Origin of the sequence: Roseibium album, assembly GCF_001404515.1 — a bacterium.
Taxonomy (GTDB): domain Bacteria; phylum Pseudomonadota; class Alphaproteobacteria; order Rhizobiales; family Stappiaceae; genus Roseibium; species Roseibium album.
Genome location: NZ_CXWE01000005.1, coordinates 312,130 through 328,541 on the forward strand (window position 1 = coordinate 312,130; position 16,412 = coordinate 328,541).

The 16,412-nt window shown below is 57.6% G+C and carries 16 protein-coding genes; 6 read left to right on the top strand and 10 right to left on the bottom strand.

The window, feature by feature from the left end; translation table 11 throughout:
• Positions 1–22 precede the first annotated feature (22 nt).
• The gene (locus LA5095_RS18330) at positions 23–1,810 is read right to left on the bottom strand and encodes a sodium:solute symporter family protein (RefSeq protein WP_055117521.1); all 1,788 of its coding nucleotides are present in this window, start codon (positions 1,808–1,810) and stop codon (positions 23–25) included.
• Between the two features lie 14 nt (positions 1,811–1,824).
• Entirely contained in the window at positions 1,825–2,085 is a 261-nt protein-coding gene (locus LA5095_RS18335; protein WP_029060977.1) for a DUF4212 domain-containing protein, read from the bottom strand.
• A 204-nt stretch (positions 2,086–2,289) separates the two neighbouring features.
• On the opposite strand from LA5095_RS18335, the gene LA5095_RS32780 reads away from it, so the two are divergent.
• From LA5095_RS32780 to LA5095_RS18345, 3 genes are all read left to right on the top strand, one after another.
• On the top strand, positions 2,290–2,433 hold the full coding sequence (locus LA5095_RS32780) for a hypothetical protein (protein WP_158510407.1): 144 nt from the start codon (positions 2,290–2,292) through the stop codon (positions 2,431–2,433).
• 532 nt (positions 2,434–2,965) lie between these two features.
• A complete protein-coding gene (locus LA5095_RS18340; RefSeq protein WP_055117524.1) occupies positions 2,966–3,508 on the top strand; it encodes a TlpA family protein disulfide reductase in 543 nt (180 codons plus the stop codon).
• Positions 3,509–3,904: 396 nt separating this feature from the next.
• Positions 3,905–4,627, top strand: coding sequence for an SP85-like N-terminal domain-containing protein (locus tag LA5095_RS18345; protein WP_055117526.1), 723 nt, complete (start codon positions 3,905–3,907; stop codon positions 4,625–4,627).
• 5 nt (positions 4,628–4,632) lie between these two features.
• On the opposite strand, the gene LA5095_RS18350 is transcribed toward LA5095_RS18345, so the two are convergent.
• From LA5095_RS18350 to LA5095_RS18365, 4 genes are read right to left on the bottom strand one after another with little or no spacing between them, the layout of a single operon-like run.
• Entirely contained in the window at positions 4,633–6,960 is a 2,328-nt protein-coding gene (locus LA5095_RS18350; RefSeq protein WP_082442874.1) for a glycosyltransferase, read from the bottom strand.
• A 14-nt stretch (positions 6,961–6,974) separates the two neighbouring features.
• Positions 6,975–7,433 carry a hypothetical protein gene (locus LA5095_RS18355; protein ID WP_029060980.1) on the bottom strand — a complete coding sequence of 153 codons (459 nt, stop codon included), beginning with the start codon at positions 7,431–7,433 and terminating at the stop codon, positions 6,975–6,977.
• An 18-nt stretch (positions 7,434–7,451) separates the two neighbouring features.
• Positions 7,452–10,367, bottom strand: a complete 2,916-nt coding sequence (locus tag LA5095_RS18360; RefSeq protein ID WP_208992756.1) for a caspase family protein — start codon at positions 10,365–10,367, stop codon at positions 7,452–7,454.
• A gap of 8 nt (positions 10,368–10,375) precedes the next feature.
• Positions 10,376–10,669, bottom strand: coding sequence for a hypothetical protein (locus LA5095_RS18365; protein ID WP_055117527.1), 294 nt, complete (start codon positions 10,667–10,669; stop codon positions 10,376–10,378).
• 155 nt (positions 10,670–10,824) lie between these two features.
• On the opposite strand from LA5095_RS18365, the gene LA5095_RS18370 reads away from it, so the two are divergent.
• Genes LA5095_RS18370 through LA5095_RS18380 form a run of 3 tightly spaced genes read left to right on the top strand, consistent with a single transcriptional unit; the run spans position 10,825 to position 13,266 of the window.
• Positions 10,825–11,901 carry a glycosyltransferase gene (locus tag LA5095_RS18370; protein WP_055117532.1) on the top strand — a complete coding sequence of 359 codons (1,077 nt, stop codon included), beginning with the start codon at positions 10,825–10,827 and terminating at the stop codon, positions 11,899–11,901.
• Entirely contained in the window at positions 11,901–12,335 is a 435-nt protein-coding gene (locus LA5095_RS18375; protein WP_055117534.1) for a hypothetical protein, read from the top strand. The genes LA5095_RS18370 and LA5095_RS18375 overlap by 1 nt, the downstream gene beginning before the upstream one ends.
• 4 nt (positions 12,336–12,339) lie before the next feature.
• Entirely contained in the window at positions 12,340–13,266 is a 927-nt protein-coding gene (locus LA5095_RS18380) for a hypothetical protein (RefSeq protein WP_055117537.1), read from the top strand.
• A 97-nt stretch (positions 13,267–13,363) separates the two neighbouring features.
• On the opposite strand, the gene LA5095_RS18385 is transcribed toward LA5095_RS18380, so the two are convergent.
• The 4 genes from LA5095_RS18385 to LA5095_RS18400 all read right to left on the bottom strand — a co-directional run bounded on the left by LA5095_RS18385 (position 13,364) and on the right by LA5095_RS18400 (position 16,409).
• Complete coding sequence (locus LA5095_RS18385) at positions 13,364–13,783, bottom strand: universal stress protein (RefSeq protein ID WP_055117539.1); 420 nt, start codon at positions 13,781–13,783, stop codon at positions 13,364–13,366.
• 82 nt (positions 13,784–13,865) lie between these two features.
• On the bottom strand, positions 13,866–14,873 hold the full coding sequence (locus LA5095_RS18390) for an Ldh family oxidoreductase (protein WP_055118038.1): 1,008 nt from the start codon (positions 14,871–14,873) through the stop codon (positions 13,866–13,868).
• A 51-nt stretch (positions 14,874–14,924) separates the two neighbouring features.
• Entirely contained in the window at positions 14,925–16,106 is a 1,182-nt protein-coding gene (locus LA5095_RS18395) for a UxaA family hydrolase (protein WP_055117541.1), read from the bottom strand.
• A 12-nt stretch (positions 16,107–16,118) separates the two neighbouring features.
• Positions 16,119–16,409 carry a UxaA family hydrolase gene (locus tag LA5095_RS18400; protein ID WP_029060988.1) on the bottom strand — a complete coding sequence of 97 codons (291 nt, stop codon included), beginning with the start codon at positions 16,407–16,409 and terminating at the stop codon, positions 16,119–16,121.
• Positions 16,410–16,412 lie beyond the last annotated feature (3 nt).

Genomic DNA, 16,412 nt, shown 5'->3' on the forward strand with positions numbered 1-16,412 from the left:
AAACAGCCGCCCGCATTCGTAGTCAGTGATCCTGCGCAACACCGGCGCCGCGGGGAACCCGGACACTTTCAACCAGGTCCTTGATCGCCTGCGGCGTTTCCTTGGTCATGCCTGTGACCACGTAGGCGACAAGGAAGTTGACCGCTGCACCGATCGCACCGAACGACGTGGACTTGATGGGGCCAAGCAACGGATCGGCATCGGTAAAGCTGTTGGTTCCGGGAATGAAGAACCAACCCTTGTGCAGGAAGATGTAGACCAGGGTTACGACCAGGCCTGCCAGCATCCCGGAAACAGCACCGATGTTGTTGATACGGGTCGAGAAGATCCCCATCATCAGTGCCGGGAAGATCGAGGCGGCTGCCAGACCGAAGGCGAGTGCCACGGTTTGTGCTGCAAATCCTGGCGGATTGAGTCCCAGATAGGTCGCAACGACAATGGCAACCGCCATGGCAATCCGTGCAGACAGCAACTCTCCTTTTTCCGAAATCTTCGGATTGTAGGCCCCCTTGATCAGGTCGTGACTTACCGCAGATGAAATTGCAAGCAACAGACCGGCCGCAGTCGAAAGTGCTGCCGCAAGACCGCCGGCTGCCACCAGACCGATCACCCAGCTAGGCAGGTTCGCGATCTCCGGGTTGGCAAGAACGAGAATGTCGCGGTTGAACTTTGTCAGCTCATTGCCCTTCCATCCCTTTTCCTCGGCAAGGGTCTGCATCTCTGCATTCTTGTCGTTGTAATACTGGATCTTGCCATCGCCGTTCTTGTCTTCCCAATCGAGAAGCCCCGTCTTCTGCCAGGTGTCCATCCAGTCGTATTTCGGGTCGTCTGCAATGGCCTCAACGGAAACAGCTCCGCCATTGATACCGCCATTCGGCCACATCATTTCGGTGATGTTGAGACGTGCCATCGCACCAACTGCCGGAGCCGTCAGGTAAAGCAACGCAATGAATACCAGCGCCCACCCGGCAGACCAGCGTGCATCCGACACTTTTGGTACCGTGAAGAAACGCATGATCACGTGCGGCAGACCCGCGGTTCCGATCATCAGCGACAGCGTGAACAGCACCATGTTGAGAGTGTTGGAATGGTGGGCGGTGTAGGAATTGAAGCCGAGTTCCGTCACCACCTGGTCCAGCTTGGTCAGCAGCGGCACGCCGCTGGCAACGTCATCGCCGAACAAGCCGAGACCCGGGATCGGATTGCCCGTGAGCTGAAGGGAGATGAAGATTGCAGGAATTGTGTATGCGGTAATGAGCACCACATACTGCGCCACCTGTGTATAGGTAACCCCCTTCATGCCACCAAAGACGGCATAGGCGAATACCACGCAGGCACCGATCAGGAGACCGGTCGTGTTGTCGACTTCCAGGAAGCGGCCGAAGGCAACCCCGACACCCGTCATCTGTCCGATAACGTAGGTGGTCGAGGCAACGATCAGGCAGACAACCGCGACGATCCGCGCCGTCTGGCTGTAGAAGCGGTCGCCGATGAATTCGGATACCGTGAATTTGCCGAACTTGCGCAGATACGGTGCAAGCAGAAGTGCCAGAAGGACATAGCCACCGGTCCAGCCCATGAGGAAGGAACTGTTGTCGTATCCGGTGAAGGCGATCAGTCCGGCCATGGAGATGAAGGACGCGGCCGACATCCAGTCGGCAGCCGTTGCCATCCCGTTGGTGACAGGATGCACACCGCGCCCGGCAGCGTAGAATTCCGACGTCGAGCCCGCCCGGGCCCATATCGCGATGCCGATGTAGAGCGCGAAGGAGCTACCCACAAACAGCAGATTGATAGTAAACTGATCCATCTGTTCAAATGCCCCTATTCTTCGTCCACGCCGTGTTCACGGTCGACTTTGTTCATCCGGAATGCGTAAAAGAAGATGATCGCCAGAAACACAAGGATCGAGCCTTGTTGCGCAAACCAGAAGCCGAGATCGGTACCGCCGACGGCGATCCCGCTCAGGAGCGGGCGCAGCAGGATGCCGAACCCGAAAGAAACCAGCGCCCAGATCACGAGGCTGATCGAGATGATCCGCATGTTGGCGGACCAATACCCGTTGTTGGATGAATTCTCGGACATGGCATCTCCTCCACTTCGTCCCGTCGTCTTCCGGAAACCGTCTCGCATGACGGCTCCGGATTTCCTGAACAGCTCTCCTGGTGACCGCACTGACCGAAGCAACATGTGTTCGTCGCAACGCACAAAATGAGCGGCCTGTTTGATAACGGGAGGCTGAACGCTAAAGGGTCAATTCAGAAAGGACGAAGCCGGAGAATGGCCGTGATGATACGACAGACACTGATGAATCCGGCAACACATGGCACGACTTCCCCCTTGCCCCAAACCCTTGCCCTGCCCGCCTCACTCGGGATTCACAAGGGTTTCGGGACATCCTTTCAGACCAAACTGAAAATTGACCAGAACTAAGGTCGGGACCCTACCAGCGGCAAAACCGGATTCAACACTACTTACGAATTACGATACTTAGGTATAATCATACGTAACCATACTATTATCTCAACGGATTAATACTTAGGTATATCAATAAAAATTGGCAGAATTCCGCGAATTTTGAGAATAATTCTCCCGTTTGCTTGGTCAAATAGGCGCGTGATCCCCAATCAGGCGGAAACAGGACACAGCAGATGCGGTATTCCTATTCTACCAAGTGATAATGCAGCGCAGCATTCTGGGTCAGGCGACAGCGCCGCGAATCCATCGGCACGGTTGATCACAACGGCAGCACGCTGGTTGAGTCACTGTGCTTCCCATCGGCCCGGTAAACACCACTTGGCAGCCTTCATTACGCCTTCGAAAAACGGTAGGCGAACAACGCACGCGCTTGTGAACGGCGAGACAATTGAATTTGGAACCAACGATAAGGTTCTGGAGATACTTGCCTGTATAGTGTGCCGGATGTGCGTATCGATGCGCGAAGTTGACCGGGTTTTTAGGTGTTATGCGTACTTCATTCATTACTTTTTTGATTCTCATCGGAAGCTTTGTAGCCGTTGCGAACCTTTACCCGAGACTCTTCACCCGGGAGTTGCCGGTCGGGAAATTCGCCCGTCTCGATACACCCCGCGATGTTCCGGACTTCGAGTTCTCGGATGCGGAAGGGCAAACCTTCAAATTGGCGGATTTTCGGGGCCAGTATCTGTTCGTCAATGTGTGGGCAACCTGGTGCGAACCATGCCGCGAGGAAATGCCCGCGCTTGATCAGCTGACGCGCGATCTGAGCGGTCAGAATATCCGCATCCTGCCGATCTCCATTGATGTCACTGGCGCCGGTACGGTTGAACGCTTTTACCGGCGATATGAATTGCGTGATCTTCCTGTCTATATCGACCCATCCCAGGCTGTCATGCGGTCTCTGAACGTGTTCGGTATTCCAACGACTGTCCTGATCGATCCTGATGGCCGTGAAATCGGCCGAATGCCCGGTCCGGCGCAATGGGACCGTGAGGAGAGCATTCAACATTTGCAGGAGATCATGAACTAGCAGTGCGCCCTGCAGTGGTTCATCGCACAGAACAGTCGCGGATTTGTCTGCGATAACAGTCCGGCAATTGGATTTTCAGCACACCGCCATGCGAGATTGAATTTACCCTTGGACCAACGCGAGTCCGAAAATTTCGGATCCGCGGTACGGTGCGCTGTTTTTCAATCAGAAACAGCATAGTGCGGGGATTGGGGAACGCTTGGCGTTTCCTGAACACCGGCAAACCGGGTCCGGAAAGGCTTCATTTAAATTCCTTCACAACAACGTGTCCCTAACACGTATGTGTGTACCTTGACATTTTACGCTGGGTTAATTGAAGGTTAAACCAAGGGCAGAAAATTGGGCAATATTAAAAACTACCGCTGAAGCGGGATAATTGATTTTTGGAGTGTGCACATGACAGGACTATTTAAAGCCGCAGCGGTCGTTGCGGTTTTCGCGGTTGTCGCGCCCGCAAATGCGGCCCCACTGCCTCCGCTGAATGGCAGTTACGCTGGCTCTTATGAGACCGAGAGCGTCAATACCGGTTCCAATCTTCATACTTTCTGGCTACCGAACTTGCTCCATGGCGCAAGCAGTTATTGGCAATTCGATACCGCAGGTGGGTCATTCAACTACGACGGTTCAACTGCCAAACTGACCGGTACGATCGTCAATAACACGGATTCCACGAAAAAATTCGGCGTCGATGTCAACCTGAACTTCACCCAAAAAGGCGGCCGCACAGCAAAATGCGAATTGGGTGGTGCATGTTCATCGCTCCAGTATGCCAATCAGGAAAACTTCTTCGAATATTTCAGCTATGGCAGCGCCACGCTGACCGGCCTCGGTATGCTGGCAGGCTTGCTGCTTGATCTTACCGAGGCTCCGGCTGATGGAAAATACCCGCCACAACTCGGGTATGGCGCAAACAACAAGAACATTGACGAGTTCGGCCTGTCCACGTGGTTCTTCTGGAACACGACCGGCACGAACGCGGCATTGAAAAACGCAAGTGGTCAGGGAGATATCAACATCGAGCTGACCCCGGTCCCTGTGCCTGCAGCCTTGCCGCTGCTTGCGGGAGGTCTTGGCCTGATGACCTTCATGGGATGGCGCAGAAGAAAGATGCAGAGCTGATCTGATCAGCCTTGAGACCGTCCACCATTGTTTAACGGCCCTTCGGGGCCGTTTTTCGTTGCGACCTGATCACTGTCGTTTCCTGCATCCCCCGTCACCGTGGACAAATGTTCTCCAACTTGTTGCGCGAGGCTCGCTGGTCGCTCCCGGACAATTACTGTCTCGGACAGGACAGTGATTGCTTCGGCTGCAGTGTTTGCTCCGTTTCGCACGAGGTCGTCTTCAATCTGCAGGTGAGCGTTTCGCATTTGAGCCCGTGTCTCTGAGTGAAGCATTCGGTCGAGGGCCTCATTCAGGCCGAAATCCGCCGAATGTCGAACCAGGCACCCAAGCCCCCGCGCCTCTGCATACCGCGCCCTCAGGATCTGGCGATCCTGCTGGGCATGTTCGTTTGGCACCCAGACCGTTGGCAATCCTTCGGCAAGATGTTCCGCAAAGGTATTGTATCCGGCGGCGGCGATTGCGAAATCGAAAGCGCGCAGGAATTTGCCGAACGGATAATCCGTGAGCCGGGTGACCCCGGCGGGCAGGTCAGCCTGTGTATCGGCGATCCGCCACTGTGCAACCGTGGCCCCGACACCGTGGCGGCCATGCAGATGGGCAAGAGCGCGGGCCGTCATCCTGCTGGTATCGATATTGTTTCCCGATCCGAGCGCAACCAGTACGTTGGTCTGATCAGGATCCAGACCGATTTCATCACACGCGGCTTTACGCTCCAGCAACTCATCCTCGTCGAGCAGCCGCACCGGTGGCACTTGAAGCGCCTGCTCGCGCCGGGCCACTGTCGGGCCATCGTCCCGTGCCCAGGCATGTTCGCCTGGCTCAAGGATCAGGTCGAAGGCAGAGCCGCGTTCCAGTGCGTCCAGATCGCGATCCGGACCCCAGAGCGCTCGCCGGATCCAAACGCGTGCCACACCCGGGCACGAATCCAAAGCCTTCATAAGTCCCGCAAATGGAACGTTGCCGTCAAAGACCACAACACGCGGATCATAGAACTCGATCGCGGTCGTCAGTGCTTCCCCCAAAGCCGCGTTCCAATGTTCTTTCCGCTCGCCATAGGCAGCATGGTAAGGCAGATATTCAGCAACGTATCCGTAGTCACCCACGACATCCACCGCTTGCGAGTGGCTGACAAACACCGGTGTCAGACGGGCGGGCATCCTGCGTGAGACGGCAAGTTGCCGCGTCAGATGGCCAAGTCCGACGCCGTTTGTCGAAAAGAACAGCGCTCGGCCTCCCGGCGTTGCGTGAACGGCGGGAGTGTAGGGATTGGGTCGTGGTGCACCGATCAGATGCTGTACTCGCTCAACCGCGGATCGGGGAGAATAAACCTTGGTGATCAGATCCTTGCCACTGTTGCGCAGGTCAGCTGCAAGATCCGGATTTTCATGAAACTCGAGCGCGCGCTGGGCCAGTTCCGAAGGTCGCCCGTAGATGGCAGAACCTGCGAAGACGGCTCTGTACTCCGGTTCAAGAAATGGCACGACGCGATTGCCGAGCGCCATCATGGCTTCGGCCGGACAGGGATCGTCGGCGGCGAGATCGGCATTCGCCAGAATGTCTGTCCTTGCGAGAAAATCCGCAAGATCGATCTGGTCATCCGGCCAAACCTCCATGGGAGCGGATTGCGGCCAGACGGGACGCTCTGCATTCGGTGCTGCGCGCAACCGCCACATGACCTTCGAGACGCGAAACGCGCGTGCGCCCTCTCTCACGGATACCGGCCAGGTCCCTGGTCTTGAACGCGCAATACGGGCCATTCCGACAACCGGCCGCGCCCGTTCTATCGCGTCACGGGAACCAGGCGGACAATCGGGAACCACCGGGTTCCAGTCCCTTTCGGTCGCTGGCCAATGGGGCACAAGCGCAGACAGCGCATCGCGGCTGAGTCTTGAGTTCGGCGCCCAGACCACCGGTCCGCCAAGTGCCTCGCGAGCATTTTCAGCGACACATTCACGCCCTTGCGCAGTCAAGGACGCCAACGCTGCCGGGCGCTCGAGGGTAACGATGCGATGGTCTGCTTTGATGCGACAGACCTGGTCCCAGGGCTCTGCAAACAGACGAACGTCGAATGAAAGCGCAAGCGCACATTCCACAATGGCACCGGGAGCAAGGCGCGCTATGCGATCTTCTTGGAACAGTCTGTGATAGCGAGGGTCGACTGAATAGGCATCCGCCTCGATCGTGGAGGGTGCTACTGGCAATACGCCGACGCTGTATCCCGCAGCAACGAATGCTTCGAGAGCAGCGGCATGCAACGGCGCGGCGACGTCCCCTTTGCGGATATCCGCAAATGCACAGATATCAAGCCGGACAGCTGCGGAGCGAGCCAATTACGCGTTTCCGCTCAGGCCGCGCGGCAGGTCAGGCCCGAGCGGAAGGTATCCTGCCCTCGCGGTCCGAACTTGATCCCTCTTAGCGACGACGCGCCGCCACCTCGCGTCTTGATGGTCACAATGTAAATGCCGTCGCGCTCATGATTGCTGAGCACACCGTCGGCTCCCGGCGAAAGTTTCAGATAAGCATCGAGCGAAATCGTCTCGCTCTGACCATTGGCGGCACGGCGCCTGGACGGTATGGGCGCGAAACTGCCCGAACCCTGCCGGCATTCCACCGCCCTGGTCATACGACCGCTATAGCGCAGGATACGCGTGCCATCAGAACGCCGTGTCACCTGCCGGAAGCCGAGTTGCTTCAACCGCGCAACCTCCTCATCGACCGAAACATCCGGACGATTGACAGACGAACTGACGCATCCGGTCAGAAAGACCAATAAGACGATTAGAGCTGCACTGCTTTTGATCATGGGGATCCCGCCTGTGTCTCACTGCATTTGCGTCAGTCTCGACAGAATGTCGAGTGTGATGTCATCACCGGGCGCAGCAAGCCCGCGTGAGGAGAATGCGTCGTTCAAGCCCTGCCGCGTGGCAGGTCCGAATTGACCGTCAGCTGCTCCGGTAAGCACACCCAGACGTATCAGCAAGGTCTGCGCAGCCGCAACGAATTCGTTCCGGGTATATGAAGCTGTGCTCTTGTTCACGGAGTCCACCAGATTGGCATCGTCACTCAATCCGGTTGCCGTAGCGTACCAGATGAGTGCTGCCAACCTGTCCGCGGGCACACCCCTCCCGGCTTCCGACAGGCGCGCCATGTCCAGCGCCGCCCAGGGAACACCGCCCTCCGCGGCGACACGGAACCAGCGTGCGGCTTCTTCAAAATCAGGCTCGGCACCATCCGAGGACGCCCAGGCGCGGCCGGCATCCCGTGCCGCCCATGGGTTCTTGTCTGCGGCAGCCACGAAGAGATCACGGGCACGCGACACGTCCTTGGAGACACCGCGGCCCTCGAACAACAGGCGCCCGAGATCGCGTTCGGCACCGTAAACCTTCTCTGTGACGGCCCTTTCAAACAATGCAGCGGCGCGGCCAGGATCATCAAACAGCGGATGGCGGGACGCATAGACCCGGCCGAGCCTGTAGAACGCTTCGGGATCGTTCTCACGCGCAGCCCGCACAAACAGGCGAACAGCTGCCTCTACGTCCTTGTCGATCCCCTGCCCGTTCTCATACATGATCCCGAGCCGCGTCAGGGCATTGGGCACTCCTCGCCCCGCGGCGGTTTCGAACCAGAAACGGGCTTCTTCGAAATTTTGCGGAATGCCGTCACCGGTCTGATACATCCGGGCCAGGCGCGTCTGTGCGGTCAGCTCGCCGCTTTTCGCCGCCGCCGTATACCATGTGACGGCCTCGTTCACGTCCTTCTCGACGCCAAGACCCTTTTGATAGAATTCGGCGATGTTTGTCATGGCCCAGTCATTGCCGAGGTCGGCACCCTGCCGGTAGTAGTCCAGAGCCTGGGTATAATCCTGGGCGACGCCTACGCCCGCCCTGTAGATCCATGCAAGCGCGGTATAGGCGGCAGTTTCTCCCCGGTCGGCAGCAATTTCGAAAAGCGCTTTCGCACGAGGATAGTCGCGCGGCACCGCCTGGGCATCAAGATGCATCTGACCGAGATAAACCATGGCGGAGGCATAATCGGCATCGACTGCCTTCTGCTGCCATTCGATTGCCTGATCATAATCACCGGCAGACCGATAGGCACGTGCGAGCTGAGCCCAGAACCGCACCACATCGGGATAGTTTGCAACGGCGATTTCGCAAACCTCGATGGCGGCATCGAAGTTTCGGTCGATAATGAATTGACGCGTGCCGGCAGTGACACGCTGGCTGTCGTAAGGGTTGCCCGCCAGGATGTCACAGGCATCCACGTAAACATCCAGTTGCGCCTCGATCGGATCTGTGTCCCCCTCGTCGCGCAATGCGATGCTGCGAAACTTGTCGCGTCCACCATTGGAACCGACTTGCGGAGTATAGGAGAGCTGATTGTCTTCCGGCAGCCAATGAACCGTTCCGCCATGAAGCGGCTTGCCCGAACCTTCCGTCACCACTCCGAGACGCGACGCACTTTCGACATAGATCCAGCCGTTTTCACCATTCTTGCTGCCAAGGGGCTTTTCGCCGACGCCGATCGGTACGGTCAGTTGCGCATTGTCGAGCGCAGCGACGATCTCCGATCTGGCCGAGCCATTGACCGCATCAACCGGTCGGGAGGCAATTTCCGGCAGCGAGGTATCGGAGACGAGAATATCATCGGGGTTGCCACCCAGTTCACTCAGGCGCTCTTTCGCGTCCTCAAGGAATGCTCCCGTCGGCATGGTGCGGATATAGGAAGCAAATGCCTCCGCCCGGTCACTGTCGCGGATCGAGCGCCAGAAGGTCCTGTCGATGATGCGGCGCGGCGGCAACCCGCCCAGCGTATCGGAGGCAATACTCATACCGGTGGTCGCGCTGCGCAAATCATCCACAAGCGGCATGAAGTAAAAGCGGCTTTCAAGCGTGCTGGTCGTCCAGGTGATCTGTTCCCCTTCGGTTGTTTCGCGCACATGGCCGCGAATACGGCGGAACAGGTCGATTATTTCAAGCCCGGGCTCGCTGATATTGTCGGAAATTGCCTGCGTGTAGGGACTGTGCTTGCCCTCGCCGTCATAGGCGACTGAACCGGGTGCGGTGGCAAAGCTGATCACTGTTTCAGCATCACCGGCCGTCATTTCCGCCAGCCCGCCACGACTGGACTGTGACAATTGCTCCAGGCCGCGCGAGACTTCTTCCTGGGAAGCTCCCAGGCTTATGGCACGCGAGACGATTGTTTCCGCTTCCTCATCGGTGATTTCGCCAAACGGATTGTTTCGGCAGGCATCGAGGAGAACGATATTAAGCTTCGCGCCCGAGTTGGACATGATGTCGACAAACAGCTGGGCGTCGATCGACTGATCTATCAACTCTTCGACGGATTGCGGCGCCACGGAAACGGGCAGCAAGTAGTTGCGTCCACCGACCTGAACACCGTGACCTGCATAATAGAACAGCGCTTCGCTGCCCTCTCGCAGACGGCTGCGGAATGTCGCCAGATCGGCGAGCATCTTCTCGCGGTCACCATCGATCGTTTCGATAACTTCAAAACCGGCTTCCCAGAGTTTTTCCGCGACAAGCTCCGCGTCATTCACCGGGTTGGGAAGCGGGGCGACCGATCTGTAGGCCGAGTTGCCAATGACCAGCGCCACACGCGAGGTGGAATTGGCCAGGGCGTCCGGCGTTTGCGCGTATGAGGGGGCGCACAGCAATACGACGGCCACCGAAATGGCACTTGTCGTTTTCAGCAAAAACCGCATCGGTCGCTGCATTGGAAATCTCAATAGAGGCCAGGTGCCTGAACCTGGCGAACTCCGGTCGAGGCCGAAGTGTTCTGGTTGAACATGTTAATGATCTCGTCCCTCGATAGGCCCGGATTTTCCCGCATCAGCCGAAATTCAACGAGCGCCAGAAAAGCCGCGTTCGCCTCTGGTCCGTCCGGGTTGCTTCGCAAATAGGCGCGTGCAGAGGCGGGCGATTCAAATTGCCGGGAATTTTGTGCGACGGCACTCGTCAACGGAATGCCGAGCACGCTCAGCAAGGCCAGCACTTTTCCAAGGACCCAACGAGGCATAACCGAATTTACCCGAATTGATTGACATAAAAAATCAGAAATCCATTGGCGCAATTAGATGCGAGCCTTAGTAACGTGTCAAGGCTAACACGGCACGGTTCAGCAACACGTGATGCTCACTAGCTCGCAATGCGAAGACGTGTAAAGGTGAACACATGAACGATGCGGCCAACGTAACCCCAGTCCCGGTAACGTTTTTCCCGGACTATCGGGCGACAAACCCCTATCAGACGCTTCTTTACGAGAATCTCGGTCCTGCGTTCAAGGCAGAACCGGGAACAATCGAGGATGCACTCGCGCTTCAAAAAGCCTCTCCAGGCAAACCGCTCCTGTTTCATCTGCATTGGGAACACGCGGTTTTCACGGGTTCGGGTGAGCCTCAAGTTGTTGACAGGTTTCTCGACGATATCAGTCGCTTCCACTCGGCCGGAGGCAAGGTGATCTGGTCGATCCACAATCTGAGACCCCACGATGGCCACAAGAGCAATGCCAATGATGATCTTCAGTCGGGACTGTCAAAAATGGCGGATGTTCTTCACCTGCACTCACTCCCCGCGGTTGCCGCAGCACGGGACGAACTGGACCTGACAGAACGCAAAATCCGGGTGATTTCCCATCATAACTATGAAGGTGCTTATCCGGTATTCCCGCGCAAGGCCGCTCGCGCTGAACTTGGCCTGTCCGGCGCTCGAATGGTTGTACTCTGTCCTGGTCGTGTTGCGCCCTACAAGCAACCACACGAACTCGTGTCGGAATTTCTGAAAGCAGCATCTCCGGAAGATCGTTTGATTATTGCTGGGGAAACCGCTCGAAATTTCGATTTTACCCTTCCTTCGGATGCACGGTTAATTCATCGCGAAGGCTTTGCCACTCCGGAAGAAGTCGGGCGCCTGCACGCGGCTGCGGACTTCGTGGTTTTGCCTTATCGTGCATCGCTCACCTCGGGCTCGGCAATTCTGGCCGCCACCCTGGGCAGGGCGGTTATCGGACAGGACACGCCTGGGCTCCGTGACGTGGTCGCGCCGCCAAGCACCGGTATCATCTACCAAAACGGCGGCCTCGCCGATGCCTTGCACAATGCACTTGATGAAGAGGCAGAAACCTGGGCAGAACGTGGAAAGGCGGCTGCCGGCCTGGCGAGAGCCCGCAACCAGTTAGCGATTGCGGCAACCTGGCGGGACGTCATGAATTCTCTGGTCCGGAAGGACTACAGCCGCCTGGGAGGACCGTGATGTTGAATTTCCTGATTCAGGCGCGCTGGGCAGGCAAACAGGCGCCGGAGATCCTGGATGCGGATGAGGCAGCCTGGCCATTCAATACAGACAGTCCTGTTCTGCAAGATGTCGTTCGCCAGGACCGAACGCTGTCGATCATGCTCGTTAATCTGTGCGGACTGGACTGGGTCGAGATCGAACCGCTTCTGCCCGTTGCGCGTGCAGGAGCCAGGGAGCAGGACATGCTGCCGGTCATCATCGTCGACATGACAGACCTTGTTCCACTGCGAAACACCAGCCTGGCCTATGACGTGCTGCCCAGTGTTCGGGCCAATTCACCAATTCTACCCGAGCTTGATTGGCGCGCATATTTTGCCCGCCGGAAAGCTTTATTGATCGAAAAGTGGCAACCCGAGGCGATTGTCCACCTCGGCAGTGATCAGGATTGGTAAGACCGTGCTTGACTTGACGACATGCGATGCGGTTTTCCTGAGTTTTGACGAGCCGAACGCGGATTCGCACTATGACCGCGCTCTGGAATATCTGCCGCACGCAAAAAGGGTGCACGGCATCAAGGGCTTCGATGCTGCTCATCGCCATGCCGGTGAAATCTGCGGCAGCGACCACGTGATCACGATCGACGCCGACAATCTGCTGACGGATGAGGAGTTCTTTTCCGGACGGTTTGATGTGTCCCCCCGTGACAGGGAAGCTGTCTTTTCCTTCAGCGCCCGTAATGTGCTGAATGCCCTCGAGTACGGAAATGGCGGCGTAAAGATCTGGCCGCGGGAAACCCTGGTGACCTTGCGATCGCATGAAAACGCGCGGCGCCCGGAGGCAGCCGTCGATTTCTGTTGGACGACACCCTACTTCCAGGTCAACAGGGTGCTGTCGGAAGTGCATATGACCGATACGCCGTTCCAGGCATTTCGCGGCGGCTTTCGCGAAGGGGTCAAATTCAATCTCGCCGGTGGCACGCTCGCTTACAAGGTCTATCCCGACTTGCCGAAAGGTGAGGCGCTGCTCAGCCACATAGGTGATGCAAATCTTGAACGTTTGAGAATCTGGTGCAGTGTCGGCGCGGATGTTCCAAACGGCGATTGGGCAATCCTCGGCGCACGTCTCGGCTGCGTCATGACGGCACTGGACGGTTTCGAGCATGCACACGTTGCAGACTACGGCTGGGTAAGAGACTTTTGGGAGAAAACAGTTTATGCTGACTGGCAGGATGACGCCCGTCGGCACGAGGCCATCATCGATCTCGGCAATCGGCTCAACAGGGAACTTCAGCTCGAAATCGCCGATCTCGATGCTGCTGCATCCCGCTTCCTCAAATCCACGTACCACCGGCGGCGCGCCTTCGGGATGACGGTCACCGTGTAGTGCCGGACCGGTCACCGGCAACGGCCTCTCCTGAGCTTGCACACAACGTTTGTCCGTCCTTGTGCTTCAAGCCGGCATCAAATCTGGATACGGGTGATCAGCTGTCGCCGTCACGGACGACGAAAACGGAGCATCCCGCTCTTCTGACAACGCGCGAAGCCGTCGAGCCCAGGAAATAGTCCTGTGCGGAGGGGTGGTGCGAGCCGACAAGAATGAGATCCGTATCATTGGCTTCGGCATATGCGGCAATCTGCACCCCGGGTTTGCCTGTCACCACCTCACAGGCGATATGCTGGTCTTCACCGACCGCGGCGCGAAGCTTCTCCGCAACTTTCTGGGTCAGATGATTGTCGATCTTCAGATCCACGAATTCGGAAACAAAACCGGGGATGCTTTCAAGAACGGTCAGCAAGGTGATCTGTCCGTCCTCCGCCAACAGGTGTCGTGCTATATCGAGTTTTCGGGCGATAAGCGTTTCATGGTCGAGCGCAACCGGAATGAGAATTTGCTTGTACATCGGATCGAACAACCTCCGTTTATCAAATGAAGTCAGACGCGGATTGATCCAATCCGCACGCGCGCGGTAGCACCCTGGTTCGTCACGTTCCAGCCTCCGCAATCTTTCGCAGCGCTTCGAGATAACGAGCCGGAACTTCGATACCGTTCGCTTCCGCCTGATGGATCGCGGAAATGCGTCTGCTTCCTGGAATCCGCGCACCATCAAGTGTGTCGATGGCGGTCAAGAGGTCCTCAAGGCGTTCGGCGAACCGGTCGTCCTGGGGTCTCATCGCGATCAGGAATTGCCCGACACCGGGTGGCGGCCCGTCCGCGGAGAAGAACGAGGAGGCCTGGGAGCTGAATGATGCACCGGTCATGGCGGAGGCCAGGATTTCCACCATCAGTGCCAGGGCGGTCCCTTTGGCCTCGGCGATGGGAGCCATCGTGCCATCAAGGGCTTTTGCAGCGTCCGTTGTCGGATTTCCGTCCCTGTCGAGCGCCCAGCCTTCCGGAATAGGCTTGCCCGCCTTGTGTGCGCTCATCACCTTGCCCCGTGCGACCCTGGACAGAGACAGATCGACAACCAGGGGGTCACGGCCCGGACGCGGCGCTGCAAAAGCTATCGGGTTTGTACCGAAAACCGCTTCCTTTGCCCCGTAGGGGGCCATGGCCGCCGGCGAATTTGCAACCATGATGGCAACAAGGCCCTTGCGCGCCAGTTTTTCCACCTGAACAGACAGGGCACCGCAATGATGAGAACGTGTAATCCCCATCGATACACAGCCGGCGACCTTCGCCAGTTCAGCCCCCCGTTCGATCACCTGATCAAGGGCCGGATAGGCAAAGCCGTTTCCTGCGTCCGCAAGCAGGCTTGCTGTCCCGACTTCCCGGATATCAACGGTCGCATCAGCCTTGATCTTACCGCTGCGCGCCTGTCCGACATAGTCCTCGACCCGGGAAAACCCGTGCCCCACCTGCCCTTCCGCTTCTGCGGCCACGAGCGCGCGCGCCACGGATTTTGCGTTTTCCTCGGGCACGCCGACGCTCACAAAGGCCGATCTGATGAGATCAGTTGCGTCGTTCAAGCTCAGGCGTTCGCTCGCTTCCATGCGCATTCCTTCAATGCGATGGCCGGCAAGCCGGCCATCTTCCTCCACGCGTCAGGCGCTTCGGTAAAGTTTGGTCATCGAGAATTCCCTGTGCCCGAGAGCTTCGGCCGCAGTGTTGCGGCCGTTGGCCGTACGGCGGATCATGTCGATAAGCTCGTCACCGGCCTCATCGATGGTCATCTCGCGGCGCAAGATGCCCGAGACATCCACATCCACGTGCTCGCTCATTGTCCGAACGGTTCGTGGATTGGCGGTTATCTTGATCACGGGCACGATCGGGTTTCCGACCACATTGCCCTGGCCTGTCGGGAACGTGTGGATCACGGCGCCACCGGCTGCCATCAGGGTCACGCATTCGGCAGCCGCCGAAGACGAGTCCATGAAATAGAGCCCTTTGCCGGACTTCGGTGCTTCGGCCGGCTCCAGAATGTCGATGTATTTCGACGTGCGGCCTATCTTTTCCAGATTGCCGAGCGCTTTCTCCTCGATCGTGGTCAGCCCACCCTCGATATTGCCCTTGGTCGGCTGGCTGTCGGACAGGTCATCGGTCTGGTGAGCGAAGATCACATCATCCTGATATGCCTTCCACATCTTGTACCAGCGCTCGCCGACCTCTTCATTGACAGCGCGCTTTTGGCAGATGTGCTCCGCACCTGTGATTTCCGAGGTTTCGCCGAAAAAGCCGGTGATGCCCTCGGGTAGCAGCTTGTCGTACATGTTACCGACGGTCGGACAGGATCCAAGACCGGTCGTGGTATCGCTTTCGCCGCACTTGGTTGAAATCCAGATGTCCGAAAGAGGGCATTCTTCACGCTGAAGCTCAGTCGACCAGTGCACGAATTCCTTCGCTTTCCAGGAAGCGGCCCAAATGGTTTCGAAGTCCCCGTTCTGTTCGATCGAAAACTCGGCAACAGGCTTGCCGGTTTCTCTGATGCCGTCAGCGATACGCTTGGTCCACCCGGGTTCGATCCCGATCACGACAACGGCAGCAACGTTGGGGTTTGCGCCTGTTCCGATCATGGTGCGGAAATGAAGTTCGAGGTCCTCACCGAACTGAAGGCGCCCATAGGCGTGCGGGATGGCAAGCGTGCCTTTCACGTTGTTGGCAACTGCCTCACAGGCGGCATTTGAAATGTCGTCAACCGGCAGGATTACGACGTGATTACGCACGCCGACGCGGCCGTTTTCCCGCCGGAAACCCTTCACCGTGACATTTGAGTATTTGGAAGACATGGACACGGTTCCTTACCAGCGTTTGGTTTTGCAGTTGTGGGTATGGACATGGTCACCCTTCGGAATATCAGCGATGATCTTCCCGATGTCCTCGCCATATTTCGTCGCGGTGTCGCCGTCCTTGAGGTCTTTCAACGCGATTTTGTGACCGATCGGCACATCAGCGCCGGCGGTCAGCCTGAAGGTGGAATTGTCATGCGTAACGCAGCACAGCATGTCCGTGCCGGCGGTCAGACCCTCCACGACGACCACACCGACATTGTCGGCATGTTCGTGGACGAGCAGGTGGGGAATTTCAGACATGAA

What these genes read in the sequence shown, in the direction of transcription:
- LA5095_RS18330 (WP_055117521.1), bottom strand. Translation starts at nt 1,810, where the DNA reads ATGGATCAGTTTACTATCAATCTGCTGTTTGTGGGTAGCTCCTTCGCG.
- LA5095_RS18335 (WP_029060977.1), bottom strand. Translation starts at nt 2,085, where the DNA reads ATGTCCGAGAATTCATCCAACAACGGGTATTGGTCCGCCAACATGCGG.
- LA5095_RS32780 (WP_158510407.1), top strand. Translation starts at nt 2,290, where the DNA reads ATGATACGACAGACACTGATGAATCCGGCAACACATGGCACGACTTCC.
- LA5095_RS18340 (WP_055117524.1), top strand. Translation starts at nt 2,966, where the DNA reads ATGCGTACTTCATTCATTACTTTTTTGATTCTCATCGGAAGCTTTGTA.
- LA5095_RS18345 (WP_055117526.1), top strand. Translation starts at nt 3,905, where the DNA reads ATGACAGGACTATTTAAAGCCGCAGCGGTCGTTGCGGTTTTCGCGGTT.
- LA5095_RS18355 (WP_029060980.1), bottom strand. Translation starts at nt 7,433, where the DNA reads ATGATCAAAAGCAGTGCAGCTCTAATCGTCTTATTGGTCTTTCTGACC.
- LA5095_RS18360 (WP_208992756.1), bottom strand. Translation starts at nt 10,367, where the DNA reads ATGCAGCGACCGATGCGGTTTTTGCTGAAAACGACAAGTGCCATTTCG.
- LA5095_RS18365 (WP_055117527.1), bottom strand. Translation starts at nt 10,669, where the DNA reads ATGCCTCGTTGGGTCCTTGGAAAAGTGCTGGCCTTGCTGAGCGTGCTC.
- LA5095_RS18370 (WP_055117532.1), top strand. Translation starts at nt 10,825, where the DNA reads ATGAACGATGCGGCCAACGTAACCCCAGTCCCGGTAACGTTTTTCCCG.
- LA5095_RS18375 (WP_055117534.1), top strand. Translation starts at nt 11,901, where the DNA reads ATGTTGAATTTCCTGATTCAGGCGCGCTGGGCAGGCAAACAGGCGCCG.
- LA5095_RS18385 (WP_055117539.1), bottom strand. Translation starts at nt 13,783, where the DNA reads ATGTACAAGCAAATTCTCATTCCGGTTGCGCTCGACCATGAAACGCTT.
- LA5095_RS18390 (WP_055118038.1), bottom strand. Translation starts at nt 14,873, where the DNA reads ATGGAAGCGAGCGAACGCCTGAGCTTGAACGACGCAACTGATCTCATC.
- LA5095_RS18395 (WP_055117541.1), bottom strand. Translation starts at nt 16,106, where the DNA reads ATGTCTTCCAAATACTCAAATGTCACGGTGAAGGGTTTCCGGCGGGAA.
- LA5095_RS18400 (WP_029060988.1), bottom strand. Translation starts at nt 16,409, where the DNA reads ATGTCTGAAATTCCCCACCTGCTCGTCCACGAACATGCCGACAATGTC.